This is a genomic window from Kitasatospora sp. NPDC057500 (assembly GCF_042802195.1).
Classification (GTDB): Bacteria; Actinomycetota; Actinomycetes; order Streptomycetales; family Streptomycetaceae; genus Kitasatospora.
In genome coordinates, this window is record NZ_JBHVER010000003.1 from 1 (window position 1) to 25,707 (window position 25,707).

Here is a 25,707-nt window from a genome sequence, read left to right on the forward strand (position 1 = left end):
GGGCCGGCTCTCCCGGGGCCGACCGCCTCGACGACGGCGCCGAGGTACCGCTCGATCGCCAGGTACTGGCAGAGCACGGAGACCGGACGGCCGAGCCGCGCGTACCAGGAGGCGAGCCGGGCGAAGGCGCTCACCTCGAACCACACCTCGCCCGCCGCGTCCATGGACACCACGAACGCCTCCTCGCCCCGCTCCGGGTGCCCCGGCAGCGTCCCGTAGGCGAAGCCGATCCGGTCCGGCTCGTCCACCGTCCACACCACCCGGCACGGGACCACCAGCCGGGGCCGGCGGGTGCCGGGCAGGGCGATCCGCAGCAGCACCGTCGCGCCCGGCTCGGCGGGCGCGTGCGGGTACACCGCGAAGCCGGTGCCCAGCTGGCAGCCCCAGCCGAGGACGAACCCGCCGGCGCGCGCCAGCACCTCGGGGCCGTGCCCGAGGTGGACCCGCCGCCGCAGGTGCGTGTAGCCCTCCGGCAGCCGGGCGCCCCGGGTGGCGCCCACCTCGGGGTAGCTGGGTGCGGCGCCCCGGGCGGCCAGCAGCCGCCGCTCCAGGGCGGGTACGGGTGAGTCGGGCATACGGCCACCGTAGCGCCCGGCCTGGAGCGCCTTGCGCGGGGCCCGGCCGAGGAGTAGAGAGGGCGGCATGAGTGGAACAGGCGTGAACGACGACGGCACCACCGCGGCCGACCGGGTCTGCGTCCTCGCCCCGGGCGACGGCGAAGCCGTGGCGGGCCTGCTGCCCGACCCGCACCTCAGCGGACCGCGCGCGGACTGCGTGCTGTGCGGCGAGCCCACCGAGCTGCCCGCCGACCACCCGGGCAGCACGCTCTGCCCCGTCTGCACCTGGCAGCAGGCGCAGCGGATCGCCTGCTCCGGCTGACCGAGGGAAGCGCCGGGCGTCAGGTGCGGCCGGGGGCCGTCAGGCGTGCGGTGTCAGGCGTGCGGCGTCAGGCGTCCTCCCGCCCCGCCAGGGCCAGGGTGGAGCCGTGCCGGCCCTTGCGGACCAGCAGCTGGGCCGGGATCCGGCTGCGCAGATCGGCGACATGGCTGACGATGCCGACCGCGCGGTCCCGCTCGCGCAGACCGTCGAGGACGTCCATCACCTCCTCCAGGGTGTGCTCGTCGAGGCTGCCGAAGCCCTCGTCGATGAACAGGGTGTCCAGCGGCATGCCCCCGGCCTCGTCGGTGACCACGTCGGCCAGGCCGAGCGCCAGGGCCAGCGAGGCGAAGAAGCTCTCGCCGCCGGAGAGCGTCGCGGTGTCGCGCTCGGTGCCGGTCCAGGCGTCCACCACGCGCAGCGCCAGCCCCGAGCGCTTGTTGCCCGCGCCCCGGTCGTCGCTGTGGACGAGGGTGTAGCGGCCGCCGGACATCCGGACCAGCCGGTCGCTGGCCGCCGCCGCGACCTGCTCCAGCCGCGCCGCCAGGACGTACGACTCCAGGCGCATCCTGAGCCGGTTGTCGGCCGAGGTGCCGGCCGCCAGCGCGGCCAGCCGGCTGATCCGCGCGAACCGGTCCAGCTCCGGGGCGAGCGAGCGGGCCAGCTCGGCCAGCTGCCGCCCGATCGCGGCGAGCGCCTCGCACCGCACCCGGGCCGCGTCCCGGGCGGCGTGCGCGGCCCGCAGCCGGTCGGTGGCGGCGCCGAGAGCGGCGCGGGTGCCCGGCAGGTCGGCGGGCGGCAGGGCGGCGGCCGCCGCCAGGTCCGGCTCGGCGAGCCGCCGCTCGGCCGCCGCCAGCTCCGCCCGGTGCCGCTCCAGCCGCCGCTCCAGCCGCTCGCGCTCCGGCCGGGGCAGCAGGACGGCGGCGGCGTCCTGCGCGCTCGCGAACCCGGCCGCCACCGCGGCGCCGGCCAGCTCCTCGTCGGCCAGCTTGAGCTGGTGCGCCGCCTCGGCAGTGGCCCGGGCCGCGCCCGCCAGCGCCGCCACGGCCGAGGCGAGCCGCTCCAGGGCGGCCGCCCGCGCCGCCACCGACGGGGCGTCGCCCCGGGCCGCCGCCACCCGGGCGCCCAGCTTCTCCTGCTCGGCGTGCAGGCTCCGTACCTGGGTGGCCAGCCGGGCGCCCTCCTCGCGGGCCTCGGCCAGCGCCGTCCGCCGGACGGCCTGCTCGGCGGTGAGCCGCTCGATCGCCCGGCCCGCCGGGCCGAGCCCCTCCGCGGCCCGCAGCGCCTCCCGGTGCTCGCGCTCCAGGCTCGCGAGCGTCGCCGCGAGGGCCTCGGCGGGCTCCGCACCGGCCGCACCGGCCGCCGCCGCCCGGCGCACCTGAAGACCGGACAGTGCCCGCTCCGCCGCGTCGGCGGCCTGCTCGGCGGCGGTCTGGGCCCGCCGGGCGCGCTCCTCGTCCTCGGCCCGGACCGGCTCGCCGGCCTGGCGGGCCGGGTCCGGGTGCTCCGCCGAGCCGCAGACCCGGCAGGGCTCCCCGGCGCTCAGCTGCGCGGCCAGCTCGGCGGCCATCCCGGCCAGCCGGCGCTCACGGAGGTCCAGGCCGTACTGCCGGGCGTCCAGCGCCTCCGCGCGCAGCGCCAGGACGCGCGGCCGGGCGTGGTCGATCTCCAGCTCCAGCCCGTCCCGTTCGCGGGCGGCGGCCAGCCGCGCGGCCAGCTCAGCGCGCCGGGCGTCCAGCCGCTCGACGTGTCCGGCGGCGTCCCGCGCGCCGGACTCCTCCGCCCGGAGCCCGGCGAGCCGGGTCTCGAAGTCCGCCAGCCAGTCGCCCGCCTCCTCGGCGAGGTCCTCGGCCCGCCGCAGATCGGCGGCCAGCGCCGCCCGCGCACCGTCCAGCTCGGCGCACTGCCGCTCGTCCTCCCGGGCCGCCTCCAGCCGGACGACCTCCGCGCGCAGCCGCTGCTCGGCCTCGGCCAGCTCCCCGGCCTCGGCCTGCGCCAGCGCCCGGCCCCCGCCCGCCGGGACTGCGCCGCCCGCACGGCCGTGCCCGGTGCCGCCGCGCCCTGCGCCGTCCTGCCCGGCCCCGTCGGGCGCCGCGCCGTCGGGCCCGGAGCCGCCGTCCGCCGTCCAGGCCCGTCCCGCCGGGCCGTCGGCGACCGAGGCCAGCACCGCGCGGTGCCGGCGCTCCTCCTCCCGGGCCCGCTGGTACGTCTCGGCCGCGCGTTCGCGCAGGTGCAGCACCGACTCGACGCCGACCGCCGCCTGCGCCGCCGCCAGCCGTCGCCGGTCCGCCGCCCGGGCGGGCTCGTCCTCGGCCAGCCGGGCAGCCTCGCCCACCGCCTGCCGGTGCCGCTCCTGGCGGTCGGCCAGCTGCTCGGCGGTGCCCCGCGCCCGCTGCGCCGCCAGATGGGCCTCCTCCGCGCCGGCCAGCGCGGCCCCGGCGACGGTCAGCTGTTCGGCCGCGCCGCCGCGCAGCACCGCCGCCCAGCCGAGCACGTCCGCGGTGAGATCGGTGTCCGGGCCGGACGCGTCCTCGCCGGGCACCGCGCCCGCGCCCGGCTCGGCGCCCGGACCGGCCGCCTGCTCGGCCTTGCTCGCCAGGTCCCGCAGCCGGCGGCGCCCCGCCTGGACGGCGGCCTCGTGCGTCCGGCGCTGCTCGGCCAGCCAGGCCTCGACGGACTGGAACCGCTCGGTGTCGAACAGCCGGCGCAGCAGCTTGCCGCGCTCCTCCGAGTCCGCCCGCAGGAACCGCGCGAAGTCGCCCTGCGGCAGCAGCACCACCTGGCAGAACTGGTCCCGGCTCATGCCGATCAGCCGGTGGATCTCCTCCCCGGCCTCCTGGTGCGACTTGCTGACCGCCCGCCAGCCCGGCGTGCCGTCACCGGTTCCCGCGCCGTCGGCCGACCACTCGCGCAGCAGCGTCTGGGCCCGCTCGACGGTCATGCCGCGGCCGACCTTCTTCGGCCGCGGCTGCTCCGGGACACGGGTGATCTCCAGCCGCCGCCCGCCCAGCGTCAGCTCCAGCCGGACGGTGGTCAGCCGGTCCGGCGCGGCGTGGTCGCTGCGCAGCCGGTTGGTCCGGCGGGTGCCGGGCACCTCGCCGTAGAGGGCGTAGCAGACCGCGTCCAGCACACTGCTCTTGCCCGCGCCGGTGGCGCCGCGCAGCAGGAAGAGGCCGCCGGCGGCCAGCGCGTCGAAGTCGACCGCCTCGGAGCCCGCGAACGGGCCGAACGCGGTCACGGTCAGCCGGTGGAGTCTCATCGGGGCAGCTCCGCCTTCCGGTCGCCGGACTGCCGGACGTGCTCGAAGCCCTCGCGCAGCCAGCCCAGTTCCTCCGCGTCCGGCTCGGCGCCGGGGCGGACGTGCCGCAGGAAGCCCTCGGCGATCTCCAGGTCGGTCCGTCCGCCGACCCGGGCGGCGTAGGAGGCGGAGGCGTCGGTGGTCGTCTCCTCCGGCTCGAAGAGCAGCTGGAGGGTGTGCGGGAAGCGGCGGCGCAGCCGCTCCATCGGCTCGCTCGGGCGGCTCGGGTCGGTGAGGGTGGCCTGCACCCAGGACTGCTCGTGGGCGGTGTACCGCTCGTCGGTGAGCAGTGCGTCGAGCCGACCGCGCAGCCGGGCCAGCGGGCGGGGCACCGGGCAGTGCACCCGCTCGGCGGCGACCGTGCCGTCCGCCGCGAGGTCGACCAGCCACATGCTCTTGCGGTGCTCGTGCTCGGAGAAGGAGTAGGCGAGCGGGGAGCCGCTGTAGCGCAGGTGCGGGGCGAGCGTCTGGCAGCCGTGCAGGTGGCCGAGCGCGGCGTAGTGCACGCCGTCGAAGACGCCGGCGGGGACGGCCGCGACCCCGCCCACCGCGATGTCGCGCTCGCTGTCGCTGGGCTCGCCGCCGGTGACGAAGGCGTGCGCCAGCACCACCGCGCGGGTGCCGGCCGGGCGGGCCGCGAGGTCGGCCCTGACCTGGTCCATCGCCGCGCCGAGCACCGCCGCGTGGCCGCCGCGCGCCAGGCCGAAACGGTCCCGGACCAGCGTCGGCTCCAGGTACGGCAGCCCGTAGACGGAGACCGGCCCGTGCGCGTCGGCCAGCACCACCGGCTCGGCGCACTCGCCCGGGTCGGTCCGCAGGTGGACGCCGGCCCGGCCGATCAGCCCCGCGCCCACGCCCAGGCGGCGGGCGGAGTCGTGGTTGCCGCTGATGAACACCGTCGGCACGCCGAGGCCGGCCAGCCGGTGCAGCACGTCGTCGAACAGCGCGACCGCCTCCAGTCCGGGCAGCGCGCGGTCGTACACGTCGCCGGCGACCAGCACGGCGTCCACGCCTCGGTCCCGGACCACCGCCACCAGGTGGTCCAGGAAGGCGCGCTGGGCGTCGTGCAGGCTCTCCCGGTGGAAGGTTCGCCCGAGGTGCCAGTCGGAGGTATGCAGCAGTCGCATGGTCCCCGACCATAACGGGCGCCACCGACAACGAGGTCCGGAACGGGGATCCCCGCCCGCCCCGCCCGGCCTGCGGACCCTCGGCGGCGGTCGCTGCGGGTCGATTGTCAGTGACCGTGTGTAGGGTCGCGGTCGCCGGGAGCCAAGGGGCTCGTGGGGCCGGTGCGACAGGTGTCGGGCGCAGGAGGAGGAGGTCGTGGACATGTGGGACGGGACGCGTGGCGGGAGTGCGGGGCGGCGGCGGCCGGGGCCCGGCGGTGGGCGGTGCGGACGGCGCGCTCGCGCTCGCCGGCCCGCCACCAGAGGCGGACCACCTGGTCGGCGGGCAGGTTGCGGCCTTCGGCGAGTTCGGCGGCCTGGGCGCAGCGGTCGTGCCGGTCGAGCAGGGCGACGGCCTCGGCGGGCGCGTCGAGCAGGTCGGCGAGGACGAAGGCGGCCTCGTCGGTCCGCCCCTGCCGCTCCAGCCGCTCGGCGGCGTCCCGGTAGAGCGCGCGGAGGTGCTGGTAGACGGTGGGGCCGCTGAACGGGTTGACCGAGGCCGGGGCGCCCTCGTTCGGGGTGGGGCGCAGCGTGCCCGTGAAGCGTTCGGGCAGGGCGAGGGAGAGCCAGACCCGCGCGGTCGCGCCGCCCCGGTGCTCGGCGGCGAGCGGGAGGGCGTCGCGCAGGGCGTCGTCCCAGCGGTGCTGCTCGAAGGCGCGGGTGAGGTCGCGCAGGTAGCGGGCGTGCCGCCCGTGGAGGAGGCGGGCGGCGGGGGTGCGCAGGGTGAGCCTGGCGAGCAGGTCGCCGAGCCAGGGAGGGCCGGGCCGGCGCGAGGCGGCGGCGCGGGCGGATTCGGCGGCTTCGGCGGAGCCGTCGGACGCCGAACCGCCGCCTCCGCCGCCGGCCGCGGTCCTGCCGAAGAGCACCGCGTAGGCGATGGCCGCGACGGCCGCCGCGAACACCACCCCGCCCGGGTCGATGCCGTTGTCGTCGATCAGTCCGAAGCCGTAGAGCACCACGAGCGACAGCGGCAGCACGATCATCAGGACGACGATGACCGTGGCGGTGCGCCGGTCGACGGCGATCTCCGGGCCGCGCCGACGCCGCCTCGACCGTGTTCGGGTGGCGGGCGGCTCGTCGGAGGTCAGCCGCCGGGCCCGCTCGGAGGTCGGCCGGATGCGGGCGGCCGCTCTGAGATCGGGCCGGGGCGGCACCGGCAGGGACTCCTCGACGGGCGCCGCCTCGGGCGTCGGGGCGACCCCGAGCGGACGCGGGCGGTGCACGGTGAGGCCGGTCGGCAGCAGCCAGCCGGACGGGTCCACCTCGGGCAGCTCGGCGACCACATGAGTGATCGTCAGACCTGCCTGCACAAGGGAGAGCCGACCCGGGGCGGCGGCACCGGCCGAGGCCCCGGGGCCGGCCAGCGCGCCCCGCCCGGTGCGCTCCAGCGGCAGCCCGGGAGCCCGGCCGGCGCGCGTCGCGACCGGCTCGGGAAGCGTCAACAGCCACCGGCCGTCCGGTAGTTCACGCAGCCGCGCACCGTCGCGCCACAGCGCCAGGACGCGGTCGGCGGCCTCGGCCGCACCGATCAGCGGCACGTCGAGGACGAAGCCCGCGGCGTTCACTCACCACTCCTGATCACATCGTGGATCCGGCCGGTGTTGGCGTTGCCGATCACGAGCGGCCCGGACGGCAGCTCGGCCGCGATCACCGGCAGGGCGGGGTGCACGGCGGGCGCGGTGGCGCCGCCGGAGAACCGGCTCAGGGTGCGGACGCCGTCGGCGCGGATCGCGCGGACCACCCCGCCCTCGGACGACCAGGTGATCAGCGCGGGTTCGAGGCCGTCCAGGACCAGGCCGATCACCTCGGCCTTCTCCCGGAAGGACAGCCGCCGCTCGTCGCCGCGCGGGGTCCGCGCGGTCCACCGCTTGCCGTCCTCCGACCAGGCCGCCGCGCGGTCCGCGTGCAGCAGGTGCCGCGCCCGGAAGGCCTCCGGGGGCAGGGTGCGGTCGAACAGGCGCGGTTCGCGGAACCGGTCGAAGCCGCGCTCGCGTTCCGTGCCGGGGCCGACAGGTCCGTCGTCGGCGACCCTGCCGTCGGGGGTGATCCGCCGCCAGCGCCCGGCGACGGGGGCCAGCAGGTCGTCCCCGGCGCGCAGCAGCGGCAGCACGGGGCGGGTCGCCAGCCGCGCCGCCAGACCCTCGTCGAGGCCGAGTTCGGCCGGGTCGACGGAGAGTTCCGCGGGCCCGGCGAGCGGGCGTCCGATGACGTGGCGGACCACGCGGCCGCGGTGGAGGTTCAGGGTGATCAGCCGTCGGCCGGTCCGCCCGGCGGCGATCACCCGGCCGTTCAGCCGGTGCAGCTTGGACTGCCCGGTGCCCGGGTGCCGCTGCTCGACGTCGCGCACGTCCATGGCGAAGAGCGTTCCGGTGTGCCGGCCGCGGGCGAGCAGGAACGGCGCCTCGGTGGTGAACGCGGGCAGCCACCGCCCGCGCGGGCCGGCTGCCGGGGCCTCGGTCGGCGGTGCTGCGGCCGGGCCGGTGCGCCGGAACTCCGCACCGCGCAGCGCCCGGACGGCGATGCCGGCGGCGGGCAGCGGCAGTTGGAACTCGGCGCGGTCGAGGCGGACGGTGACGTGGGTGGCACCCGCCGGGCTCCAGCGGGCCGGCTCGCTCGCCAGGACCCTGGGCCGGCCGGGGAGCCGGTCGGCGAGCCGGGGCGAGGTGAGCAGCCAGGCGCGGTCGGCGGCATCCAGGGTGGCGGCGGCGAACTCCACGTCCTCGGGCGTCGGCTCGGCGGGGCGGCGGGCCGCGAGCCAGGCGGGCAGCAGGTCGGCGGGCTCGCCGCCGAACCAGTGCACGGGCTCGTCGCCGAGCACGCCCACCAGCAGCTCGCCGCCGCGGGCGGTGGCGCGGCGGTGCAGCACGAGCAGCGCGGCCAGCTGGACGAGGCGCCCGGCACCGGCCTGCGAGGGTCCGGCGTCCACCATCGCGACGGTCCGCCCGCGCGGCTTGGCGGCCCGGAACTCGGGCGCGAGGTAGAGGAGTTCGCGATCGACATAGCGGCGCAGGAACTCGTCGGGGTGTTCCTCGGCGAGCAGCCACTCGGCGGGCAGCAGCTGGTCTGGGCGGCCCGACCGGCCGAGCCCGCCCACCCCGTCGGGCTCCCCCGGCCCGTCGGCGACCGGCTCGCGTTCGCCGATGAGCGCATCGAGTCGGCGCAGCAACGGGCCCAGGGCGGTGGCCAGTTCGGGGGTGAGAGCGGACAGCGCCCCGGCCCAGGGGGCGAGCCCGGCCGGCAGCCGGGTGGCGGTCATCGCTCGGCCCGCCGGGTGTAGGGCGTGAGCGCCTCGGGGTCGGTGGCGGGGGCCGGCGGGGCGGCGACGAGGGCGTGGCCGGGGGTGAGCACGCAGAGGTCGCCGGGTCCGGCGCCGAGCGCGGCGCGCCACAGGGCGGGGGCGGGCCGGGGGCGGGCGGTGGTCGGGACGAGCAGGTCGCCGTCGCGGCCCAGGTAGCGGGCGCCGTCCGACCACGGGAGGTCGGCTTCCGCGCCGAGGACGAGCAGCACGGTGTCGTCGGCGAGCACGCCGAGCCGGGCGCCGTCGGTGAGGCGGGCGCGGGTGGCGGCGGCCAGGGCCGGGACGGCGTCGCCGACGGCGAGGACGGCGGCGGCGGTGAGCGGCGGCTCACGGCGCTCCCAGGTGAGCGCCACGGCGGGCGGGGGCGGGTACGTCACGAGGGCGCGACCGCCGCGACGAGGTCGGCGCGTATGCCGGCGAGCGCGGCGGGCAGGTCGGCCGGGGCGAAGCCCGCGTCGATCTCGCGCAGCGCGGCCTCCAGGCGGAGCCGGGAGTCGCGGCCCTCGGGCAGGTGGCGGTGCTCGGCGAGCAGGGCGGCGCCGGTGCGGGCGAGGCGTTCGGCGCGGGCGGCCGTGCTGCGCGAGAGTTCCTCGGCGGCGTGCGTGAGCGAGGTGTTGGCGGCCTTCTCGATCAGGTCGGCGAGGGTGTCGCGGGCCAGCGCCTGGGTGTCGGAGGTGGGGGCGATCAGCGGCAGGACCCACAGGTCGCGGGAGGTGGCGGCGTCCCGTCCGTCCAGGACGGCGGCGGCCGCGACCAGCCGCTGCGAGCGGACGGCCCGACGGTCGCCGACGGGGACGCCGGCGGCGCGCAGCCTGCGCAGCGCGGTGGCGAGCAGCGGGGTGACGCCGTCGAGGTCGCAGTCGCGGGCGGCGGCGGTGAGCCGGTCGAGTGCGCCGAGCCGGTCGAGTGCGCCGAGCCGGTCCCCGCCGCCGGTGGGGGGAACGGGGGCGGCGGGCCGCCGGCCGGCCTCCAGGAGGTCCTCCAGCCGGGCGTCGGCGACCGGTTCGACGAAGACCCGGGCGAGGAAGCGGTCGGCGAAGGCGGCGAGTGCCGGGTCCTCCGGCAGGTGGTTGGCCGCGCCGACGCAGACCCGCAGCGGGCTGGCGAGGACGGTGCCGCCGCGCCGGAAGACCCGTTCGTTGAGCAGGCCGAGCAGGGTGTTGAGGACGGCGGTGGAGCCGAGGAAGACCTCGTCGAGGAAGGCGATCTCGGCCTCGGGCAGCATGCCCGCCGTCTCGAACTCGACCCGGCCCTCGCGCAGGCCGCGCAGGTCGACGGGGCCGAACAGCTCGTTGGGCTCGGTGAACCGGCCGAGCAGGTACTCGAAGTAGCGGCCGCCGAGCCGGTCGGCCACCTGGCGCACGGCCTGCGACTTGGCGGTGCCGGGCGGGCCGACGACCAGCAGGTGCTCCCCGGCGACGGCGCAGAGCGCGACCACCTCGGCGACCGTCTCACGGTCGACCATGCCGCGCCCGGCGGCGCCGACGGCGGCCGCGACCAGCTGGGAGTCCTGGCGGAGCGTGTCCTGGCGGAGCGCGGCGGAGCGGGCGTCGGGCGGGGTGCTGGTGTCGGTCACGAGCACCGGAGTCTACGGTGGGCGGCGCGACCGCCACCAACGGGTTTCCGTCAGGGGGCCGGGGTGGCGATCCACACCTTGCTGTCGGCCGCGCCGCCGTCCGGCTCCTTGCTCTCCACGGTCCTGATGAGGAGCGCGTCGCTGTTCGGGACGGCGCCGACCTGTTCCACCCGGTACCCGGGGAAGACGTGCTCCCAGAGGATGCGGCGGGCCCCGACGTCCCAGACCACCGCGCCCGAGGGCGTCCCGGCCGCCGCGCGCCGGCCGTCACCGAGGACGGTGGCGGTCCAGATGATGGTGAAGTCGCCGACGAAGACCGTCTTGTCGGCGAGCACCCGGCCGGTCGTGAGGTCGACCACGACCGAGTGGCCGTCGGCGGTGCCGAAGGCGGCGAGGCTGCCGTCCCCGTTGAACCGCACGCTCCGGGCCTCGCACGCGCAGCCGATCGTCTCCCCGGCGCGGTCCGGGTCGGCGGGGTCCCAGGTGTCGACGCCCTCCAGGCTCGCCGCGCGGACCAGCCCGTCCCCGGTCACGGCCCAGTCCTCGTAGGCCGTGCGGCCCCCGTCGGGGACCGGCTTCTGGGGCAGGGTGCTGGTCCTGCCGTCGGCCACGTCCACCACGGTGAGCTCGAAGCTCCCGAAGACGAAGAGGTCGCCGCCCGGCGACAGGGCGCCCGGCCCTTCGAGGGGGTCGATGGCGAGGTCGGTCGGGTCCTCGCGGGACAGGTCCATGATCCGCAGCGCTCCCTCCTGGCTGAGCACCGCGGCCGTCCCGCCGTCCGCCGACACCCGGATGCTCCGCACGGGGCCGATCGTGGCGGTCATCGGCTTGGCCACGCCACCACGGGCGGGGTCGACGTAGTAGACGCGCTCGTTCGAGGAGCCCACCAGGACGAGGTCCTCGCGGAGTGCGGCACTCGCGGTGATCCACCCCCCGTCGTCCTCCGGTAGCGACACCGCGGCGAGCGTGTACCGGGCATCGTCCGGCCCGCCCCCGTCCGGCCCGGTGGCCGGCGGGGCGTCCGACTGCCACCGGGCCACTCCGATGCCGACGGCGATGGCGGCCAGGCAGACGAGCAGCAGGGTGAGCGTGCGCGCCCGGAGCTTGCTCATGGCGTGGGCCTCCCGCCCGGTGCCGGCGCATCGAGGCGGTCACCGACGGCACGGGTCTGGTCGGAGTCGAAGTTCTTCCAGGTGCTCGTGAAGTCCCAGGACCAGCCGGGTGTCTTCGGTACGGGCGCGGTCCGGAAGTTCTTCCCGCCGTTGTCGACCCGCACCGTCGTGTGCTTGCTCCCCGAGACCAGGTCGAACTCCAGGTACCACTGGTAGAGCGCCTGTTCGGTCGTCGCCGAGATCAGGAACGTCTCGATCTCGCCGGACTCGACCGTGAAGCCGAACGGCGCGCCGTCGTCGGAGGTGTAGGTGGCCCGGGGCTGCGGGCTGTCCAGGTCGATGGCCAGGAAGCGGAGATTGGCCTGGCCGGCCGTCGGGCACGTGACGCCGACCGAGGGCGGCGGCGCCTCGCGGGAGGCCACGACCACCCGGACGTTGGCGATCTGCACCTGCCGCTCGGCGTTGCCCTGGACCGTCACCTGGAGCCTGCTCTCGCCGGCGTCGGTCCCGGCGTTCTTCATCAGCCAGTCGTGGAAGCCGGTGCAGCCGGTCCCCGGGCCCGTGGTGGGCGCCGCGCCCGCGGGCAGCACGCCCTGGATCGCGAGTTCCCCGAACGCGCCCACCTTCTTCGGATTCGTCTCGACGGAGACCGTGGCGGGCGGCGGTGTGCTCCGCGCCAGCGAGTCCGCCCCGTCGGTGAGGCGGGTCACGCCCCAGGAGACGACCCCCGCCAACGCGGTCGTGACGATCAGTGCGGGCAGCGAGAGGACCAGCTCCCGCCGGCTCCGCCTGCCTCGCGGGGCTTCGGCCGGCTCGGCCGCCCGCCCGTCCCCCGCTTCCTCCGGCCGTCCGTCCCCTTCCACGCCCTCCCCCTCCCACCGCGCGCCGCCCCGGAATGCGCGCCGATCGCCGGAAAAGACCCCTATCTCCCAAGTTCCCCGTCACATCCCGCCCGAATCCTGATGGTGCGTCAGTTCTTCCGCCATCCCTCCTGGTTGGAGCAGGACTCGTAGTCGTACCGGGTGAGGCGGTCCCATTCCTCCCCCGTCGCCGACTCATAGGCCTCCTCGTGCGGGTGGAGCAGGCGCTCGCCGCTGCGGAAGGAGTACCGCGCGAAAGCAGCCGGGTCGGCGAGCACCCGCTCGTACGCGGCGCGGCCGGAGGCGACCACGGCGGCGCGGGCGTAGAGGAAGCCGTCGGTGCTCAGCGGCGCGGGCGCGTCGTCCGGATCGTCGGGGTTCGCGGCCTGCTGGGTCCCGTACTCCCTCCGGTCGAGGCGGTGGAGGGCCTCGGCGAGGCGTTCGCCGAAGCCGACGATCTCCTCGACGGGTCCGGCCGCGAGGGCCTCGGCCAGGCGCTCGCAGCCGTCGTCGAAGGTGGCGCAGAAGGCGACGGCGGGCTCGCCGCCGATCAGGTCGATCAGCTGCCAGAACCGCTCCCAGGGCAGTTCGACGGCCTGGTCGGTCGGGGAGGTGGTGGTGTTCACGGTCGGCTTCCGTTCCGTACGCGGTGCGTGTCGGAACGGATCGTGTCAGACGCCGCCGACAGTCAGTCGTCGGGCTGCTCCCAGCCGCGCCGCACCGGCGCCCCGGCGGGCTGCCGGGGGTCGCGGCTGCGGTAGACGACGTACGGGCGGAACAGGTACTGCACGGGGGCGCTGAACATGTGCACCAGGCGGGTGAACGGCAGCAGCGCGAACAGCAGCAGGCCGACCACGGCGTGCACCTTGAACGCGACCGGTACGTCCGCCATCCGGCTCACGTCCGGGCTCAGCGTGAACAGGCTGCGGGCCCACGGGGCGATGGTGGAGCGGTAGTCGTAGCCGGAGTCCAGCGAGGAGTGCATCAGCTTGGCGACCAGGCCGAGCACGATCGCCGCGAGCAGCACCACGTACATCAGCTTGTCGTTGCGGGTGGTGGCGCGCAGCACGGCGGGGTTGCGGCGCCGCCGGTAGAGCAGCACCAGGATGCCGGCGACCGCCAGGAAGCCCGCCGCGCAGCCGGCGAACAGCGACAGCAGGTGGTAGGCGTGCTCGTCCAGGCCGACGGCGTCCGTCCAGGAGGCGGGCACGAACAGGCCCATCAGGTGGCCGGCCAGCACGAACAGGATGCCGTAGTGGAACACCGGGGAGGCGATGTTCAGCAGGCGGGACTCGTAGATCTCGGAGGAGCGGGTGGTCCAGCCGAACTTGTCGTAGCGGTAGCGCCAGACGAGTCCGGAGACCAGCAGCGCCGCCGCGACGTACGGCAGTGCGCCCCAGAGGAAGGTGTCCATTCGCAGCAGTTCTCCGCTCAGGTGGGCAGGACGGGCAGCAGGCCGAGGTGCCCGTACGGCGGTGTGTCCAGGCCGACCTGTTCGCGCGGCGGCCCGCTGCGGGCGAGCGCCAGCGCGGCGGCGCGGTCCCGGGGCGAGGGCCCGGGCAGGGTGGCGCAGACGGCGGCGAGCACGTCCGCGTACGGTGTGCCGTGCCCGGTGAGGGCGAGCCGCAGGAGTTCCAGGGCGGGCCGGTGCTCGCGCAGCAGCGCCTCGTCGCCGGTGGCGGCGGTGAACTCCAGGACGGCGGGCAGGAAGTCGGGCAGGTCCTCGCCGGTGCACTCCAGGCCGTGCGCCCGGTAGGCGGCCTTGAAGCGCAGCAGGGCCTCGCCGCGCCGGCGGGTGTCGCCGTCGGTCCACCAGCTGAGGTGCAGGCTGTGCCGCTGGGTGAAGTCGAAGACCTCGACGTAGTGGCGGGCCAGTTCACCGGCGGGGCGGGCCCCCGCCCAGTCGAGGAAGGCGCGCAGCGGCGCGGCGGCGGCGTGGCGGACCGGCCGGAGAACGCCGGCCAGCGGAAGCAGCGGGGCGTCCGGGTAGCAGAGGCAGTCGGCGGCGGCCCGGCGCACCAGCGCACGCGGGTCGGCCGTCACGGCGAGGGCTCCTCGCGCGTGGCGGCCGCGTCCTCGGGCGGTGCCGGGCGGTCGGCGCGCTGGCGCCTGCTCAGCCCGTGGAAGTTCTCGACGGTGATCAGGGGCAGCGAGCGCCGTCCCGATCCGGCGCCGAACGGGCCGTCGGTGCCGTCGGGCACCCCGTCGGCGTGGTCGAGTCCGCAGCCGGCGGGCAGCGCGGACTCCTCCAGCCGTTCGGCGTCGGCGCGGGCGGCGGTCGGGATGACGTAGCGGTCCTCGTACTTGGCGATGGCGAGCAGCCGGAAGAGGTCCTCGACGGAGGCGGCGTCGAGTCCGACGGCCTCGGCGGCGTCGCGGCCGGGGTCGCGGCCGAGGTTGACGGCGCGCATGTGGGCGCGCATCGCGGCGAGCCGGTCGAGGGCGGCGCGCACCGGGCCGGGGTCGCCGGCGGTGAAGAGTCCGGCGAGGTACTCGACGGGGATGCGCAGCGCGTCGATGGCGCCGAAGAGGTTGCCGGCGTCCTCTCCGTCGTGCCCGGCGGCGGCGACCTCCTCGACGACCGGGGAGAGCGGCGGGATGTACCAGACCATCGGCAGGGTGCGGTACTCGGGGTGCAGCGGCAGCGCGACCCGGTAGGTGCTGATCAGCGCGCGCACCGGTGAGCGGCGCGCTGCCTCGATCCAGTCGTGCGCCACCCCGTCGCGCTCGGCGGCGCGCCGCACCGCCGGGTCCTCCGGGTCCAGGAAGACGCCCAGCTGGGCCTCGTACAGGTCGTGTTCGTCCTCGACCGAGGCGGCGGCGGTGACCTTGTCGGCGTCGTAGAGCAGCACGCCGAGGTAGCGCAGCCGTCCGACGCAGGTCTCGGAGCAGACGGTGGGCAGGCCGACCTCGGTGCGCGGGTAGCAGAAGGTGCACTTCTCGGCCTTGCCGGTGCGGTGGTTGAAGTAGATCTTCTTGTACGGGCAGCCGGTGACGCACTGGCGCCAGCCCCGGCAGCCGTCCTGGTCGACCAGGACGATGCCGTCCTCGGCCCGCTTGTAGATGGCGCCGGAGGGGCAGGCGGCGGCGCAGGCCGGGTTGAGGCAGTGCTCGCAGATCCGGGGCAGGTAGAACATGAAGCTCTGCTCGTACTGGAAGCGGATCCGCTCGCCGACCTCCTTGCGCATCCGCTCGACGTTGGGGTCGGCGGCGGCGTGCTCGGGGGCGCCGCCGAGGTCGTCGTCCCAGTTGGGCGACCATTCGACGGACATCGGGCGGCCGGTGATCAGCGAGTGCGGCCGGGCGACGGGGTAGTCCTCGCCGAGCGGGGCGTCGGTGAGGGCGCGGTAGTCGTACGTCCAGGGTTCGTAGTAGTCCTGGAGGGTGGGCATGACGGGGTTGGCGAAGATCGAGGCGAGCTTGTACAGACGGCCGCCCTGGCGCAGCTTGAGCCGTCCGCGCCGGTCGAGCCGCCAGCCGCCGCGCCACTCGTCCTGGTCCTCGTAGCGGCGCGGGTAGCCGAGGCCGGGGCGGGTCTCGACGTTGTTGAACCAGACGTACTCGGTGCCCCGGCGGTTGGTCCAGGTCTGTTTGCAGGTGACCGAACAGGTGTGGCAGCCGATGCACTTGTCGAGGTTCATCACCATGGCGAGCTGGGCCATCACCCGCATCAGTACTCCACCTCCTGGCGGCGCCGGCGCACGACCGTCACCTCGTCGCGCTGGTTCCCGGTCGGGCCGAGGTAGTTGAACGCCCAGGAGAGCTGGGCGTAGCCGCCGATCAGGTGGGTGGGCTTGAGCAGCACCCTGGTCAGCGAGTTGTGGATGCCGCCGCGCCGGCCGCCGGTCTCGGCGCGGGGCACGTTGACGGTGCGCTCCTGCGCGTGGTGCATGTAGACGGTGCCGGGCGGCATGCGGTGCGAGACCACGGCGCGGGCGACGACGACGCCGTTGCGGTTGACGGCCTCGATCCAGTCGTTGTCGGCGACGCCGATGGCGGCGGCGTCCTCGGCCGACATCCAGATCACCTGCCCGCCGCGGGAGAGGGCGAGCATGAACAGGTTGTCCTGGTACTCGGAGTGGATGGACCACTTGTTGTGCGGAGTGAGGTAGCGGACCGTCACCTCCGCCTGCCCGTCGGGGCCGAGGGCCGGTTCACCGAACAGTCGGCGGATGTCGAGCGGCGGCCGGTAGACCGGCAGGGCCTCGCCGAGCTCGTGCATCCAGTCGTGGTCGACGAAGAAGTGCTGGCGCCCGCTGAGGGTGTGCCAGGGCTTGAGGTGCTCGGTGTTGAGGGTGAACGGGCTGTAGCGGCGGCCGCCGGCTTCGCTGCCCGACCACTCGGGCGAGGTGATGACCGGGGCGGGGGCGGCCTGGGTGTCGGCGTAGGAGATCCGGCGGCCCTCGTGCTCGGCGGCCAGGTGCGCCAACTCCCGTCCGGTACGGCGTTCCAGGGTGTGGAAGCCCTGGGTGGCGAGCCGGCCGTTGGTGGTGCCGGAAAGGGCGAGCACGGTGTCGCAGGCCTTGACGGCGGTGTCCAGGGCCGGGCGGCCGTCGGCCGGGCCGCCGCGGACCACGCCGTTGCGGGCCTTGAGCTGCTCGACCTCCTCCTCCGGGTGCAGCACCACGCCCTTGGCGGGCAGGCCGAGCCGCTCGGCCAGCGGGCCGAGCGCGGCCATCTTGGCGGCCACCGCCGTGTAGTCGCGTTCGACGACGGCGAGGTTCGGCATGGTGGCGCCGGGGACGGGCTCGCAGGCGCCGTCGCGCCAGTCGAGGTCGGTGCCGCCGGGCTGGGCGGTCTCGCCGGGGGTGTCGTGCTGGAGCGGGGTGGCGACCAGGTCGCGGCGGGTGTCCAGGTGCCCGCGGGCCAGTTCGCTGAACCGCTCGGCGATCGCGTGGAAGGCGTCGAAGTCGGTGCGGGCCTGCCAGGGCGGGTCGACGGCGGGGGCGAAGGAGTGCACATAGGGGTGCATGTCGGTGGAGGACAGGTCGTGCTTCTCGTACCAGGTGGCGGCGGGCAGCACGACGTCGGACAGCAGGGTGGAGGAGGTCATCCGGAAGTCCAGCGAGAGCAGCAGGTCCAGCTTGCCCTCGGGGGCCTCGGCGTGCCAGCGCACGTCGCGCGGGCGCACGTCCTCGCCGGCCTCCTGGGCGCGCAGCGAGGAGTGGGTGCCCAGCAGGTGCCGGGTGAAGTACTCGGCGCCCTTGGCGGAGGAGCCCAGCAGGTTGGCCCGCCACAGGGTGAGCACCCGGGGCCAGTTGGCCGGGTCGTCCGGGTCCTCGCAGGCGAACTTCAGCCGCCCGGCGCGCAGTTCGGCGACCACGTGGTCCTCGGGGTCGCGGCCGAGGGCGCGGGCCTCGTCGGCCAGGTCCAGCGGGTTGCGGTCGAAGGTCGGGTAGGAGGGCATCCAGCCGAGCCGGGCGGAGCGGGCCAGCAGGTCGACGGTGGCCAGGCCCCGGAAGCGGCCGGTGCCCAGCGGGGAGGCGAGGACGTCGGCGGGGTAGGTGTCGTAGCGCCACTGGTCGGTGTGCAGGAAGAACCAGCCGGTGCCGATCGCCTGCCGGGGCGGGCGGGACCAGTCGGAGGCACCGGCGAGGGTGGCCCAGCCGGTGATCGGACGGCACTTCTCCTGGCCGACGTAGTGCGCCCAGCCGCCGCCGTTGCGGCCCTGGCAGCCGGTCAGGGCGAGCAGGGCGAGGAAGGCCCGGTAGATGGTCTCGGAGTGGAACCAGTGGTTGGTGCCGGCGCCCATCAGGATCATGCAGCGGCCCCGGGACTCCTCGGCGGTGCGCGCGAACTCCCTTGCCACCCGGACGGCCTGGGCGGCGGGCACCGAGGTGTGCCGCTCCTGCCAGCCGGGGGTGCCGGGGGTTTCCGGGTCGTCGTAGGAGGCGGGCCAGCGGCCGGGCAGCCCGTCGCGGCCGACGCCGTACTGGGCGAGCAGCAGGTCGTAGACGGTGGTGACCAGCGCGCCGCCGTCCAGGCGCAGCGCCGGCACGCCCCGGCGGACGGTGTCGCCGCGGCCCTGGCCGTGCTCGCCGCCGTCGGTGTCGAAGCGTGGCAGCAGCACCTCGACCGGGGTCGCGGCGCCCTCGCCGTACAGGGTCAGGCGCGGGCGCAGGCCCTGGAGGTCGAGGTTCCAGCGGCCCTCTCCGGAGGCGGTCCAGCGGAAGCCCAGCGAGCCGTTGGGGACCACGGGGCGGCCGGTCGCCTCGTCCAGGACGGCGAGCTTCCATTGCGCGCCCTCCCCGGTGTCGCCGAGGTCGCTCGCGCGCAGGAACTTGGCGGGGGTGAAGGCGCCGTCCCGTTCGGTCAGGGTGACCAGGAACGGCAGGTCGGTGAAGCGGCGGACGTAGTCGTCGAAGAACGGGGTGGTGCGCTCGACGAAGAACTCCCGCAGGACGACGTGGCCCATCGCGAGGGCGAGGGCGCCGTCGGTGCCCGGGTGGGGGTGCATCCACTCGTCGGCGAACTTGGTGTTGTCCGCGTAGTCCGGGGAGACCGCCACCACCTTCTGGCCCCGGTAGCGGGCCTCGGCCATCCAGTGCGCGTCCGGCGTGCGGGTGACGGGCACGTTGGAGCCCCACATCACCAGGTAGGCGGCGTCCCACCAGTCCCCCGACTCGGGCACGTCCGTCTGGTCGCCGAACACCTGCGGGGAAGCCACCGGCAGGTCCGCGTACCAGTCGTAGAAGGAGAGCATGGCGGCGCCGATGAGCGAGTGGAAGCGGGCGCCGGCGGCGTGCGAGACCATCGACATCGCCGGGATCGGCGAGAACCCGGCGATCCGGTCCGGGCCGTAGGCCTTCACGGTGTGCACGTGCGCGGCGGCGACGATCTCCACCGCCTCGTCCCAGCTCGCCCGCACCAGGCCGCCCTTGCCGCGCGCCCGCTGGTAGGCGCGGCGCCGCTCCGGGTCGCCGGTGAGCTCCGCCCAGGCCGCCACCGGGTCCCCCAGCCGGGCCCGCGCCTCCCGGTAGAGCTCCAGCAGCACGCCGCGCACGTACGGGTGGCGCACCCGGGTCGGCGAGTAGGTGTACCAGGAGAAGGCGGCGCCGCGCGGGCAGCCGCGCGGCTCGTACTCGGGGCGGTCGGGGCCGACGGACGGGTAGTCGGTGGCCTGGGTCTCCCAGGTGATCACGCCGTCCTTGACGAAGACCTTCCAGCGGCAGGAGCCGGTGCAGTTGACGCCGTGGGTGGAGTACACCACCTTGTCGTGGCTCCAGCGGTCCCGGTAGAAGGCGTCGGCCCCGCGTCCACCGGTGAGCCGGACGCTGTGCAGGTCGGGCGCGGGCGTCCCGGGGCGCAGGAACCGGCCCGCCCTGAGGAACGCGGCACCGGGCTCGCTCGTCGGCTCGCGCACCTTGACACCCTCCGTCTCCGGACCGGACCGTGAGCCCATCGAAACCGCGCGGGCCCGGCGGTGCACCCGGGAGGGGGCCCGCCGGGTGACCGGAGGCCGGCGGGTGCCCCGGTCCGGCGGCGCCCGGTGGCCGGGTCCGGGCCCAGGCGCTGCCATGGAGCCATGAACGCACGGAGCCGCCTGCGCTGGGACGCGGTCCCGCCCGCGACCGGCGCGGCCGTGATGGCGACCGGCATCATCTCGGTCGGCTTCCACCTCGCCGGGTTCGACGCCCTGTCGGTCGCCGACCTCTGGATCGCCGGGGTGCTGTGGCTGCTGCTGGCCCTCGCCTTCGTCGCCCTGCTGCTCGCCGACCGGAGCGGCTGGACGGCCCGGTCGCACACCCCGCCCGCGCTCACGGCCGTCGCCGCCACCACGGTGCTCGGCGTCCGGCTCGACCAGCTCGGGTGGACGGTGGTCGCCGAGGCGCTGCTCGCCGTGGCGGCCGTCGCCTGGCCGGTGCTGCTGGTCTCGGTGCTGCGCCACCTCGGCCGGCGGATGCCGGGCGCGGCCTTCCTGATCTGCGTCGCCACCCAGGGCCTGGCCGTGCTCGCCGCCTCCCTCGCCCCGCACACCGCCGACTGGCTCGCCCTGGCGGCGCTGCCGGTGTTCGTCCTCGGCCTGCTGCTGTACGGGGACGCGCTGCGCCGCTTCGACCCGGGCCAGGTGACGGCGGGGCCGGGCGACCACTGGGTGGCCGGCGGCGCGATGGCGATCTCCGCGCTGGCCGCTTCCAAGCTGCTCGCCTCCGGGGTGTGGAGCGGCGGCGCGCACACCGCGCTGCGGGTGGTGACGCTGGTGCTGCTCGGCGTCGCGCTGGCCTGGTACGCGGTGCTGGCCGTCGCCGAGCTGCTGCGGCCCCGGCTCCGCTACGACCTGCGGCGCTGGTCGACGGTCTTCCCGCTGGGCATGACGGCGGTGGCCTCGCTGTCGACGGCCACCGCCGCCCGGGTGGACTGGCTGGAACCGCTCGGCCGGGCCCTGCTCTGGGTGGCGGCGGCGGTCTGGCTGGTCGTCGCGGTCGGCGCGCTGCGCCGGCTGTGGCGGCTGCGGCGCGGGCCGGGCGCCGGGTCCGGGCGTGGCGTCGAGCGGGCTGTCGCCCTGCCTTCCGGGCGGGACGACTGACCTCGGGCGACCGGGGCGGTCCTCGGCTACCCGGATCCGCTCACCGGCGGCAACGGCCCCGCCGAGACGTCGAAGGCGTGCGTCACCACCGGCGCCGTCCCGGGGCTCAGCAGTGCCCGGGCCGCCTCCTCGTCCCGGCGGTCGGCGGCGGTCAGCCGGCCGCCGTGCTGGGCCAGGTGCTCCGCCCAGGAGGAGACCAGGTAGGTCTCGACGAACCGCCCCGGTTCGCCGCCGTCCTGGTAGAGGCCCCAGCTGAGGGCACCGGTGCGGCGGCGCGAGGCGGCGACCCGGCGCATCCGCCCGGTGAAGCCGGCGCGGTGCTCCGGCTGCACCCGGTACTCGACGGTGACCAGTACGGGCCCGTCCGCGCGACCCGGCTCGACCGCCAGCGGGGGCTGCGGCCAGTGGCCGGACGGCGTCGGGTCGACCCCGTCGCCGTCGTACAGCGGCAGTCGGCGGGCACCCAGCGCCCCCGCGAGCAGCACCGCGCCGGCGGTCAGCAGCGCGGCGCCCGGTCCGTGACGCTCGGCCAGCACGCCCCACAGCGGGGCCGCCAGTGCCTGGCCGCCCTGGAAGACCAGCAGTTGCACGGCCAGGCCACGGGCCCGCACCCAGCCGGGCAGCCGGGTCTGGACCGCCGCGTTGAGGGTGGAGAGCACCCCGATCCAGGCCACCCCGGCCGGCAGCAGGGCGAGGCCGACCAGCCAGGGCTGACGGACGGTCGCCAGCACCGCCAGCACCCCGGCGAGCGCCACCGTCCCCGCCACCAGGGTGCCGTTGGCGCCGAGCCGGCGCCGCAGCAGCGGCAGCGCGAACGCCCCGCCCACCGCGCCGACGCCGACCGCCCCGAGCAGCACGCCGTAGCCGCCCGGGCCCAGGCCCAGCGACCGGCGCGCGACCAGCGGCAGCAGCGCCCAGAGCGCGCCCGCGCCGGGCACGAACAGCGCGGTGCGCAGCAGCACCCGTCGCACCCCCGGCGCGTGCCGGACGTAGCGGCGACCCGCCTGCACGGCCGCCAGCAGCCCTTCGTCCCCGCCGGTCGGCGCGTCCTGCGACGCGGGCCGGTGCCAGCGCAGCAGCACCACCAGGACGCCGAGGTAGGAGGCGGCGTTGAAGGCGAACACCCAGCCCGCGCCGGCCGCCGCGACCACCGCGCCGCCGACCGCCGGGCCGACCGCCCGTGCCAGGTTCATGTTGACGGCGCCGAGCGCCGCCGCCTGGCCCAGTTGCCCGCGCTCGACCAGCTCCGGCTGGACGGCCTGCCAGGCCGGGCCCATGACGGCGGTGCCGCAGCCGAGCAGGAAGGTGAGGCCGAGCAGCGGTCCGGGGGTCAGCGCGCCGGCGAAGGCGAGCACCGCGAGGACGGCGGTGACGGCGAGCATCGCGACCTGCGCGGCGACGAGCACCGAGCGCCGGTCGCGGCGGTCGGCCAGCACACCGGAGGGCAGCGCCAGCAGGACCATCGGCAGGCTCGCGGCGGTCTGCACCAGGGCCAGCAGGGCGGCGTCGTGGCCGACCAGCAGCCACTGGGCGCCGACGGTCTGCATCCAGCTGCCGACGTTGGAGACGAGTTGGGCGATCCACAGGGCGCGGAAGACCCGGGACGCGAGCGGGGCCCACGCCGAGTCGTCCGCCGGGCGCCGGGCGGGGGTGGTCGAGGTGCTCATACGGGTCCGTTGCGGGTGGGGGTCGGGGGGTTCGGGACGGACCGTAGGACGGTCCGGGCGGGCGGTTGTGCCCGTCGGCGCACGGGCGGTGCCCCGGGAGTGCACACCGCGGGAATCCGGCGGCGGCGGGCCGGGCCCGAACCGCCGACCGGAGCGTCGCCTGATGGGATTTTCAGCCCCCTGGCCACCACCGCCCGGGCCCCGGGTAGGGTGGTGCCTCGTGGCCAGCCGTAAAACGTCGATCTTGGAAGCAGCCGCGCGGGTGATCGCGCGGCGCGGGGTGCGCGGGCTGCGGGTGGAGGAGCTCGCGAGCGAGGCGGGCGTGTCCACCGCGCTGATCTACTACCACTTCAAGGACCGCACCGGGGTCCTCCGGCAGACGCTGGAGTTCATCAGCGACCGGGCCGAGCGCTACACCACCGACCGCGACGCCGGCGCGCCGCCGGCCACGCCGCGCGAGGAGCTGGAGCAGACGCTGCTGCTGGAGCTCCAGGACACCGCCGTGGTGCGGGAGAACAGCACCGCCTGGGGCGAGCTGCGGGCGAGCGCGGTGTTCGACGAGACGCTGCGCGAGGACCTGGCGCGGGCCACCCGGGTCTGGGTGCAGGAGGTCGCCGAGCTGCTGGGCGGCGTCCGGCCGATGTCCCCGGCGGTGGCGCTGGCCGGGGCCGCGGAGCGGCTGACCGCCTTGCTGGAGGGGCTCAGCACGCGCTGGCTCAGCGGCAGCCTGCCCCTGGCGCACGCCCGGACGCTGATGACCGAGGCCATCGACGCCGAGGTCGCCCGGCTCGGGGCCTGACCCCCGGGAAACCGCCGGGGCTCACGAGAACCGCCGCATTTCGTCACACTGAGAAGTCGTTCACTAACAAGGAGTACAGAACATGCTGTTATTTGACTGATTTTTCAGTCAGTGTGAGCCTGGAGGAGCAACGGGGCGCCTTCCCCGCCCCTCTGCCCCGCACCGCCGCACGTCTGGAGACCCCCATGAGCCGCTACCGCGACGACCGACCCACCGAGCCCTTCCCCCGGGTGCCCGCGGACGACGTCCCGCACGCGCGGACCTGGATGTCCTGGCCCTCCCGCATCGGCGTGTGGGGGCTGCGACTGGGCGGGGTCCAGCGGGACATCGCGCTGATCGCCCGGACGATCGCCGAGTTCGAGCCGGTGGTGATGTGCGCCCCCGACAACTGGACGGCGGGCAAGGTCAGGGCGCAGTGCGGTTCCGGCGTCGAGGTGACCACCGCGATCCCCACCGACGACCTGTGGATGCGCGACATCGCCCCGGTGTTCCGCCGGGACGGCTACGGCGGCCTGGAGGCCGTCGTCCTCAACTTCAACGGCTGGGGCGACAAGCAGGTGCACCACGACGACGCCCGGGTCGCCGAGCGGCTCGCCGCCCACCGGGGGCTGCGGCACTCCTTCGCGGACTTCGTCGGCGAGGGCGGCGCGATCGAGACCGACGGCGACGGCACCGTGATGGCCACCGAGAGCAGTCTGGTGAACAAGAACCGCAACCGCGGCATGAGCCGGGACGAGATCGAGGACGCCGTCCTGGAGGCCTACGGCGCGGACACCATGATCTGGCTGCCCGGCATCAAGGGCCAGGACATCACCGACGACCACGTCGACGTCACCTCCCGCTTCGTGCGCCCCGGCGTGGTGATGGTCCAGCTGCCGCCGGCCGACCGCAACGACGTCTGGGCCCGGGACGCCCGTGAGCAGTTCGCACTGCTGTCCGCCGCCACCGACGCCCGGGGCCGCCGTCTTCAGGTCATCCCCGTGCACGGCCCGGACAGCGTGCGCTCCCGCAGCTCGAAGTTCGTCGACTCCTACCTCAACTTCCACCTCGTCAACGGCGGCGTCATCACCACCCAGTTCGGCGACGCCCACAAGGACGCCGCCGCCCGGGAGGCGCTCGCCGCGGCCTTCCCCGGCCGCGAGGTGGTGCAGATCGATGTCGACCGCCTGATGGCCGGGGGCGGCGGCATCCACTGCTCGACCATGCACGAGCCGCTGCCGTAGCCGCCACCGACCCGACCCGCACCACCCACCCTCAGCCGGAGCACCCCGATGACCAACGCCCTGCCCCGCCGTACCCTGATCCGCTCCCTCGCCGGTGCCGGCGCCGCTGTCGGCGCCCTGCACTTCGGCCTCACCGCCTGCGCCCCGACCGGCACCGGGGACACCGACACCACCGTGCCGCCGCCCCCGCAGCCCGGCGCGACCCCCGACGGCGCACCGACCGGCAGCCCGAGCGCAGCCCCGACCGGAGTCCCGGGCGCGCGCCGGTTCGGCGCCGAGTGGGAGAAGCACGTGCGCACGGTGATGTCCTGGCCCGCGTCCGCGTCGGTCTGGGGCGAGGACCTTCCCGCCGTCCGCCGGGACGTGGCCGGCCTGGCCCGGGCCGTCGCCGCGCGCGAGCCGGTCGTACTGATGGCCCGCCCCGAGCACCAGGACGCCGCCCGGAAGGCCTGCGGCGCGGCCGTCGAAGTGGTCCCGATAGCCGTCGACGACCTGTGGGCCCGGGACACCGTGCCGGTGTTCGTCGAGGAGGGCGGCAGGGTCAAGGGCGTCGACTTCAACTTCAACGGCTGGGGCGGCAAGCAGCAGCACGGCAACGACGCCGGGGTCTCACGGGCGGTGCTGGCCATGTACGGCGTCGAGCGGATCCCGACCCGGCTGGTCGCCGAGGGCGGTTCCTTCGAGAGCGACGGCCAGGGAACGCTCCTCGTCACCGAGAGCTCCGTCGTCAACGACAACCGCAACCCGGGCATGAACCGGGACCAGGTCGAGGCCGAGCTGAGGGCGGCCCTCGGCGTGAGCAAGGTGATCTGGCTGGCGGGCGTCAAGGGCGAGGACATCACCGACGCGCACGTCGACTGCCTGGCCCGGTTCGCCGCCCCGGGCGTCGTCCTGCTCGACCAGGCCTTCCCCGGCACGCCGCCGGACGTCTGGTCCCGCTCGGCCGACCAGGCCCGCGCCGTACTGGCGGGCGCCACCGACGCGACGGGCCGGAAGCTGCAGGTCGTCGAGCTCCAGCAGCCGGACCCGGACCGGATCACCGGACACGGCGACGCCTTCGTCTCCTCCTACCTGAACTTCTACATCGGCAGCAAGGGCGTCTACCTTCCGAAGTTCGGGGACGCCAGGGCCGACGACCGGGCGCAGCAGGTCATGAAGCAGTACTTCCCGGACCGGGAGGTCGTCCCCGTCAGGATCGACGCGATCGCGGGCGGTGGCGGCGGCATCCACTGCGCCACCCACGACATCCCCGCCCTCGGCTGACGGCGCCACGGGCGGGCGGGTGACGTGCGGGCGAGGGGCCGT

Annotated in this window: 20 protein-coding genes; 5 read left to right on the top strand and 15 right to left on the bottom strand. The window is 76.0% G+C overall.

Features of this window, described 5'->3' with window-relative positions; all coding sequences use genetic code 11:
• The coding region (locus tag ACFU74_RS00975) for a DUF1990 family protein (RefSeq protein ID WP_380749682.1) at window positions 1–575 on the bottom strand (575 nt) is incomplete at its 3' end.
• A gap of 67 nt (window positions 576–642) precedes the next feature.
• Between ACFU74_RS00975 and ACFU74_RS00980 the strand changes: the two genes are divergently transcribed.
• Window positions 643–879: a hypothetical protein gene (locus tag ACFU74_RS00980; protein ID WP_380749975.1), complete on the top strand. Its 237-nt coding sequence runs from the start codon at window positions 643–645 to the stop codon at window positions 877–879.
• A 67-nt stretch (window positions 880–946) separates the two neighbouring features.
• Here the strand turns inward: ACFU74_RS00980 and ACFU74_RS00985 are convergent, their stop codons facing one another.
• The 13 genes from ACFU74_RS00985 to ACFU74_RS01045 all read right to left on the bottom strand — a co-directional run bounded on the left by ACFU74_RS00985 (window position 947) and on the right by ACFU74_RS01045 (window position 19,588).
• A complete protein-coding gene (locus ACFU74_RS00985) occupies window positions 947–4,135 on the bottom strand; it encodes an AAA family ATPase (protein WP_380749685.1) in 3,189 nt (1,062 codons plus the stop codon).
• Window positions 4,132–5,301 (bottom strand): exonuclease SbcCD subunit D, encoded by a 1,170-nt coding sequence (locus ACFU74_RS00990; protein WP_380749688.1) that lies wholly within the window; start codon window positions 5,299–5,301, stop codon window positions 4,132–4,134. The genes ACFU74_RS00985 and ACFU74_RS00990 overlap by 4 nt, the downstream gene beginning before the upstream one ends.
• A gap of 107 nt (window positions 5,302–5,408) precedes the next feature.
• Window positions 5,409–6,905, bottom strand: a complete 1,497-nt coding sequence (locus ACFU74_RS00995; protein ID WP_380749691.1) for a bpX6 domain-containing protein — start codon at window positions 6,903–6,905, stop codon at window positions 5,409–5,411.
• Window positions 6,902–8,596 carry a hypothetical protein gene (locus ACFU74_RS01000; RefSeq protein ID WP_380749694.1) on the bottom strand — a complete coding sequence of 565 codons (1,695 nt, stop codon included), beginning with the start codon at window positions 8,594–8,596 and terminating at the stop codon, window positions 6,902–6,904. Before ACFU74_RS01000 ends, ACFU74_RS00995 begins: the two co-directional genes overlap by 4 nt.
• Entirely contained in the window at window positions 8,593–9,015 is a 423-nt protein-coding gene (locus ACFU74_RS01005) for a hypothetical protein (protein WP_380749696.1), read from the bottom strand. The genes ACFU74_RS01000 and ACFU74_RS01005 overlap by 4 nt, the downstream gene beginning before the upstream one ends.
• Complete coding sequence (locus tag ACFU74_RS01010; protein ID WP_380749699.1) at window positions 9,012–10,214, bottom strand: AAA family ATPase; 1,203 nt, start codon at window positions 10,212–10,214, stop codon at window positions 9,012–9,014. The genes ACFU74_RS01005 and ACFU74_RS01010 overlap by 4 nt, the downstream gene beginning before the upstream one ends.
• A gap of 50 nt (window positions 10,215–10,264) precedes the next feature.
• Window positions 10,265–11,326: a WD40 repeat domain-containing protein gene (locus tag ACFU74_RS01015; protein ID WP_380749702.1), complete on the bottom strand. Its 1,062-nt coding sequence runs from the start codon at window positions 11,324–11,326 to the stop codon at window positions 10,265–10,267.
• Window positions 11,323–12,189, bottom strand: a complete 867-nt coding sequence (locus ACFU74_RS01020) for a hypothetical protein (RefSeq protein WP_380749705.1) — start codon at window positions 12,187–12,189, stop codon at window positions 11,323–11,325. Before ACFU74_RS01020 ends, ACFU74_RS01015 begins: the two co-directional genes overlap by 4 nt.
• A 107-nt stretch (window positions 12,190–12,296) precedes the next feature.
• The gene (locus ACFU74_RS01025; RefSeq protein ID WP_380749708.1) at window positions 12,297–12,812 is read right to left on the bottom strand and encodes a DUF4240 domain-containing protein; all 516 of its coding nucleotides are present in this window, start codon (window positions 12,810–12,812) and stop codon (window positions 12,297–12,299) included.
• A gap of 62 nt (window positions 12,813–12,874) precedes the next feature.
• Window positions 12,875–13,600 (bottom strand): respiratory nitrate reductase subunit gamma, encoded by a 726-nt coding sequence (narI, locus tag ACFU74_RS01030; protein WP_380749711.1) that lies wholly within the window; start codon window positions 13,598–13,600, stop codon window positions 12,875–12,877.
• Between the two features lie 17 nt (window positions 13,601–13,617).
• Window positions 13,618–14,229 carry a nitrate reductase molybdenum cofactor assembly chaperone gene (gene narJ, locus ACFU74_RS01035; protein WP_380749714.1) on the bottom strand — a complete coding sequence of 204 codons (612 nt, stop codon included), beginning with the start codon at window positions 14,227–14,229 and terminating at the stop codon, window positions 13,618–13,620.
• Window positions 14,226–15,857, bottom strand: a complete 1,632-nt coding sequence (gene narH, locus ACFU74_RS01040; protein ID WP_380749717.1) for a nitrate reductase subunit beta — start codon at window positions 15,855–15,857, stop codon at window positions 14,226–14,228. Before narH ends, narJ begins: the two co-directional genes overlap by 4 nt.
• Entirely contained in the window at window positions 15,857–19,588 is a 3,732-nt protein-coding gene (locus tag ACFU74_RS01045) for a nitrate reductase subunit alpha (RefSeq protein ID WP_380749720.1), read from the bottom strand. Before ACFU74_RS01045 ends, narH begins: the two co-directional genes overlap by 1 nt.
• Before the next feature lie 123 nt (window positions 19,589–19,711).
• Here ACFU74_RS01045 and ACFU74_RS01050 point away from each other — a divergent pair, with 123 nt between their 5' ends.
• Entirely contained in the window at window positions 19,712–20,713 is a 1,002-nt protein-coding gene (locus ACFU74_RS01050) for a tellurite resistance/C4-dicarboxylate transporter family protein (RefSeq protein WP_380749723.1), read from the top strand.
• Window positions 20,714–20,739: 26 nt separating this feature from the next.
• Here the strand turns inward: ACFU74_RS01050 and ACFU74_RS01055 are convergent, their stop codons facing one another.
• Window positions 20,740–22,380, bottom strand: coding sequence for an MFS transporter (locus ACFU74_RS01055; protein WP_380749726.1), 1,641 nt, complete (start codon window positions 22,378–22,380; stop codon window positions 20,740–20,742).
• Between the two features lie 220 nt (window positions 22,381–22,600).
• Between ACFU74_RS01055 and ACFU74_RS01060 the strand changes: the two genes are divergently transcribed.
• From ACFU74_RS01060 to ACFU74_RS01070, 3 genes are all read left to right on the top strand, one after another.
• The gene (locus ACFU74_RS01060; protein WP_380749728.1) at window positions 22,601–23,179 is read left to right on the top strand and encodes a TetR/AcrR family transcriptional regulator; all 579 of its coding nucleotides are present in this window, start codon (window positions 22,601–22,603) and stop codon (window positions 23,177–23,179) included.
• Window positions 23,180–23,364: 185 nt separating this feature from the next.
• The gene (locus ACFU74_RS01065) at window positions 23,365–24,402 is read left to right on the top strand and encodes an agmatine/peptidylarginine deiminase (protein WP_380749730.1); all 1,038 of its coding nucleotides are present in this window, start codon (window positions 23,365–23,367) and stop codon (window positions 24,400–24,402) included.
• Between the two features lie 48 nt (window positions 24,403–24,450).
• Window positions 24,451–25,665: an agmatine deiminase family protein gene (locus ACFU74_RS01070; protein ID WP_380749733.1), complete on the top strand. Its 1,215-nt coding sequence runs from the start codon at window positions 24,451–24,453 to the stop codon at window positions 25,663–25,665.
• The last annotated feature ends 42 nt before the right edge of the window (window positions 25,666–25,707 follow it).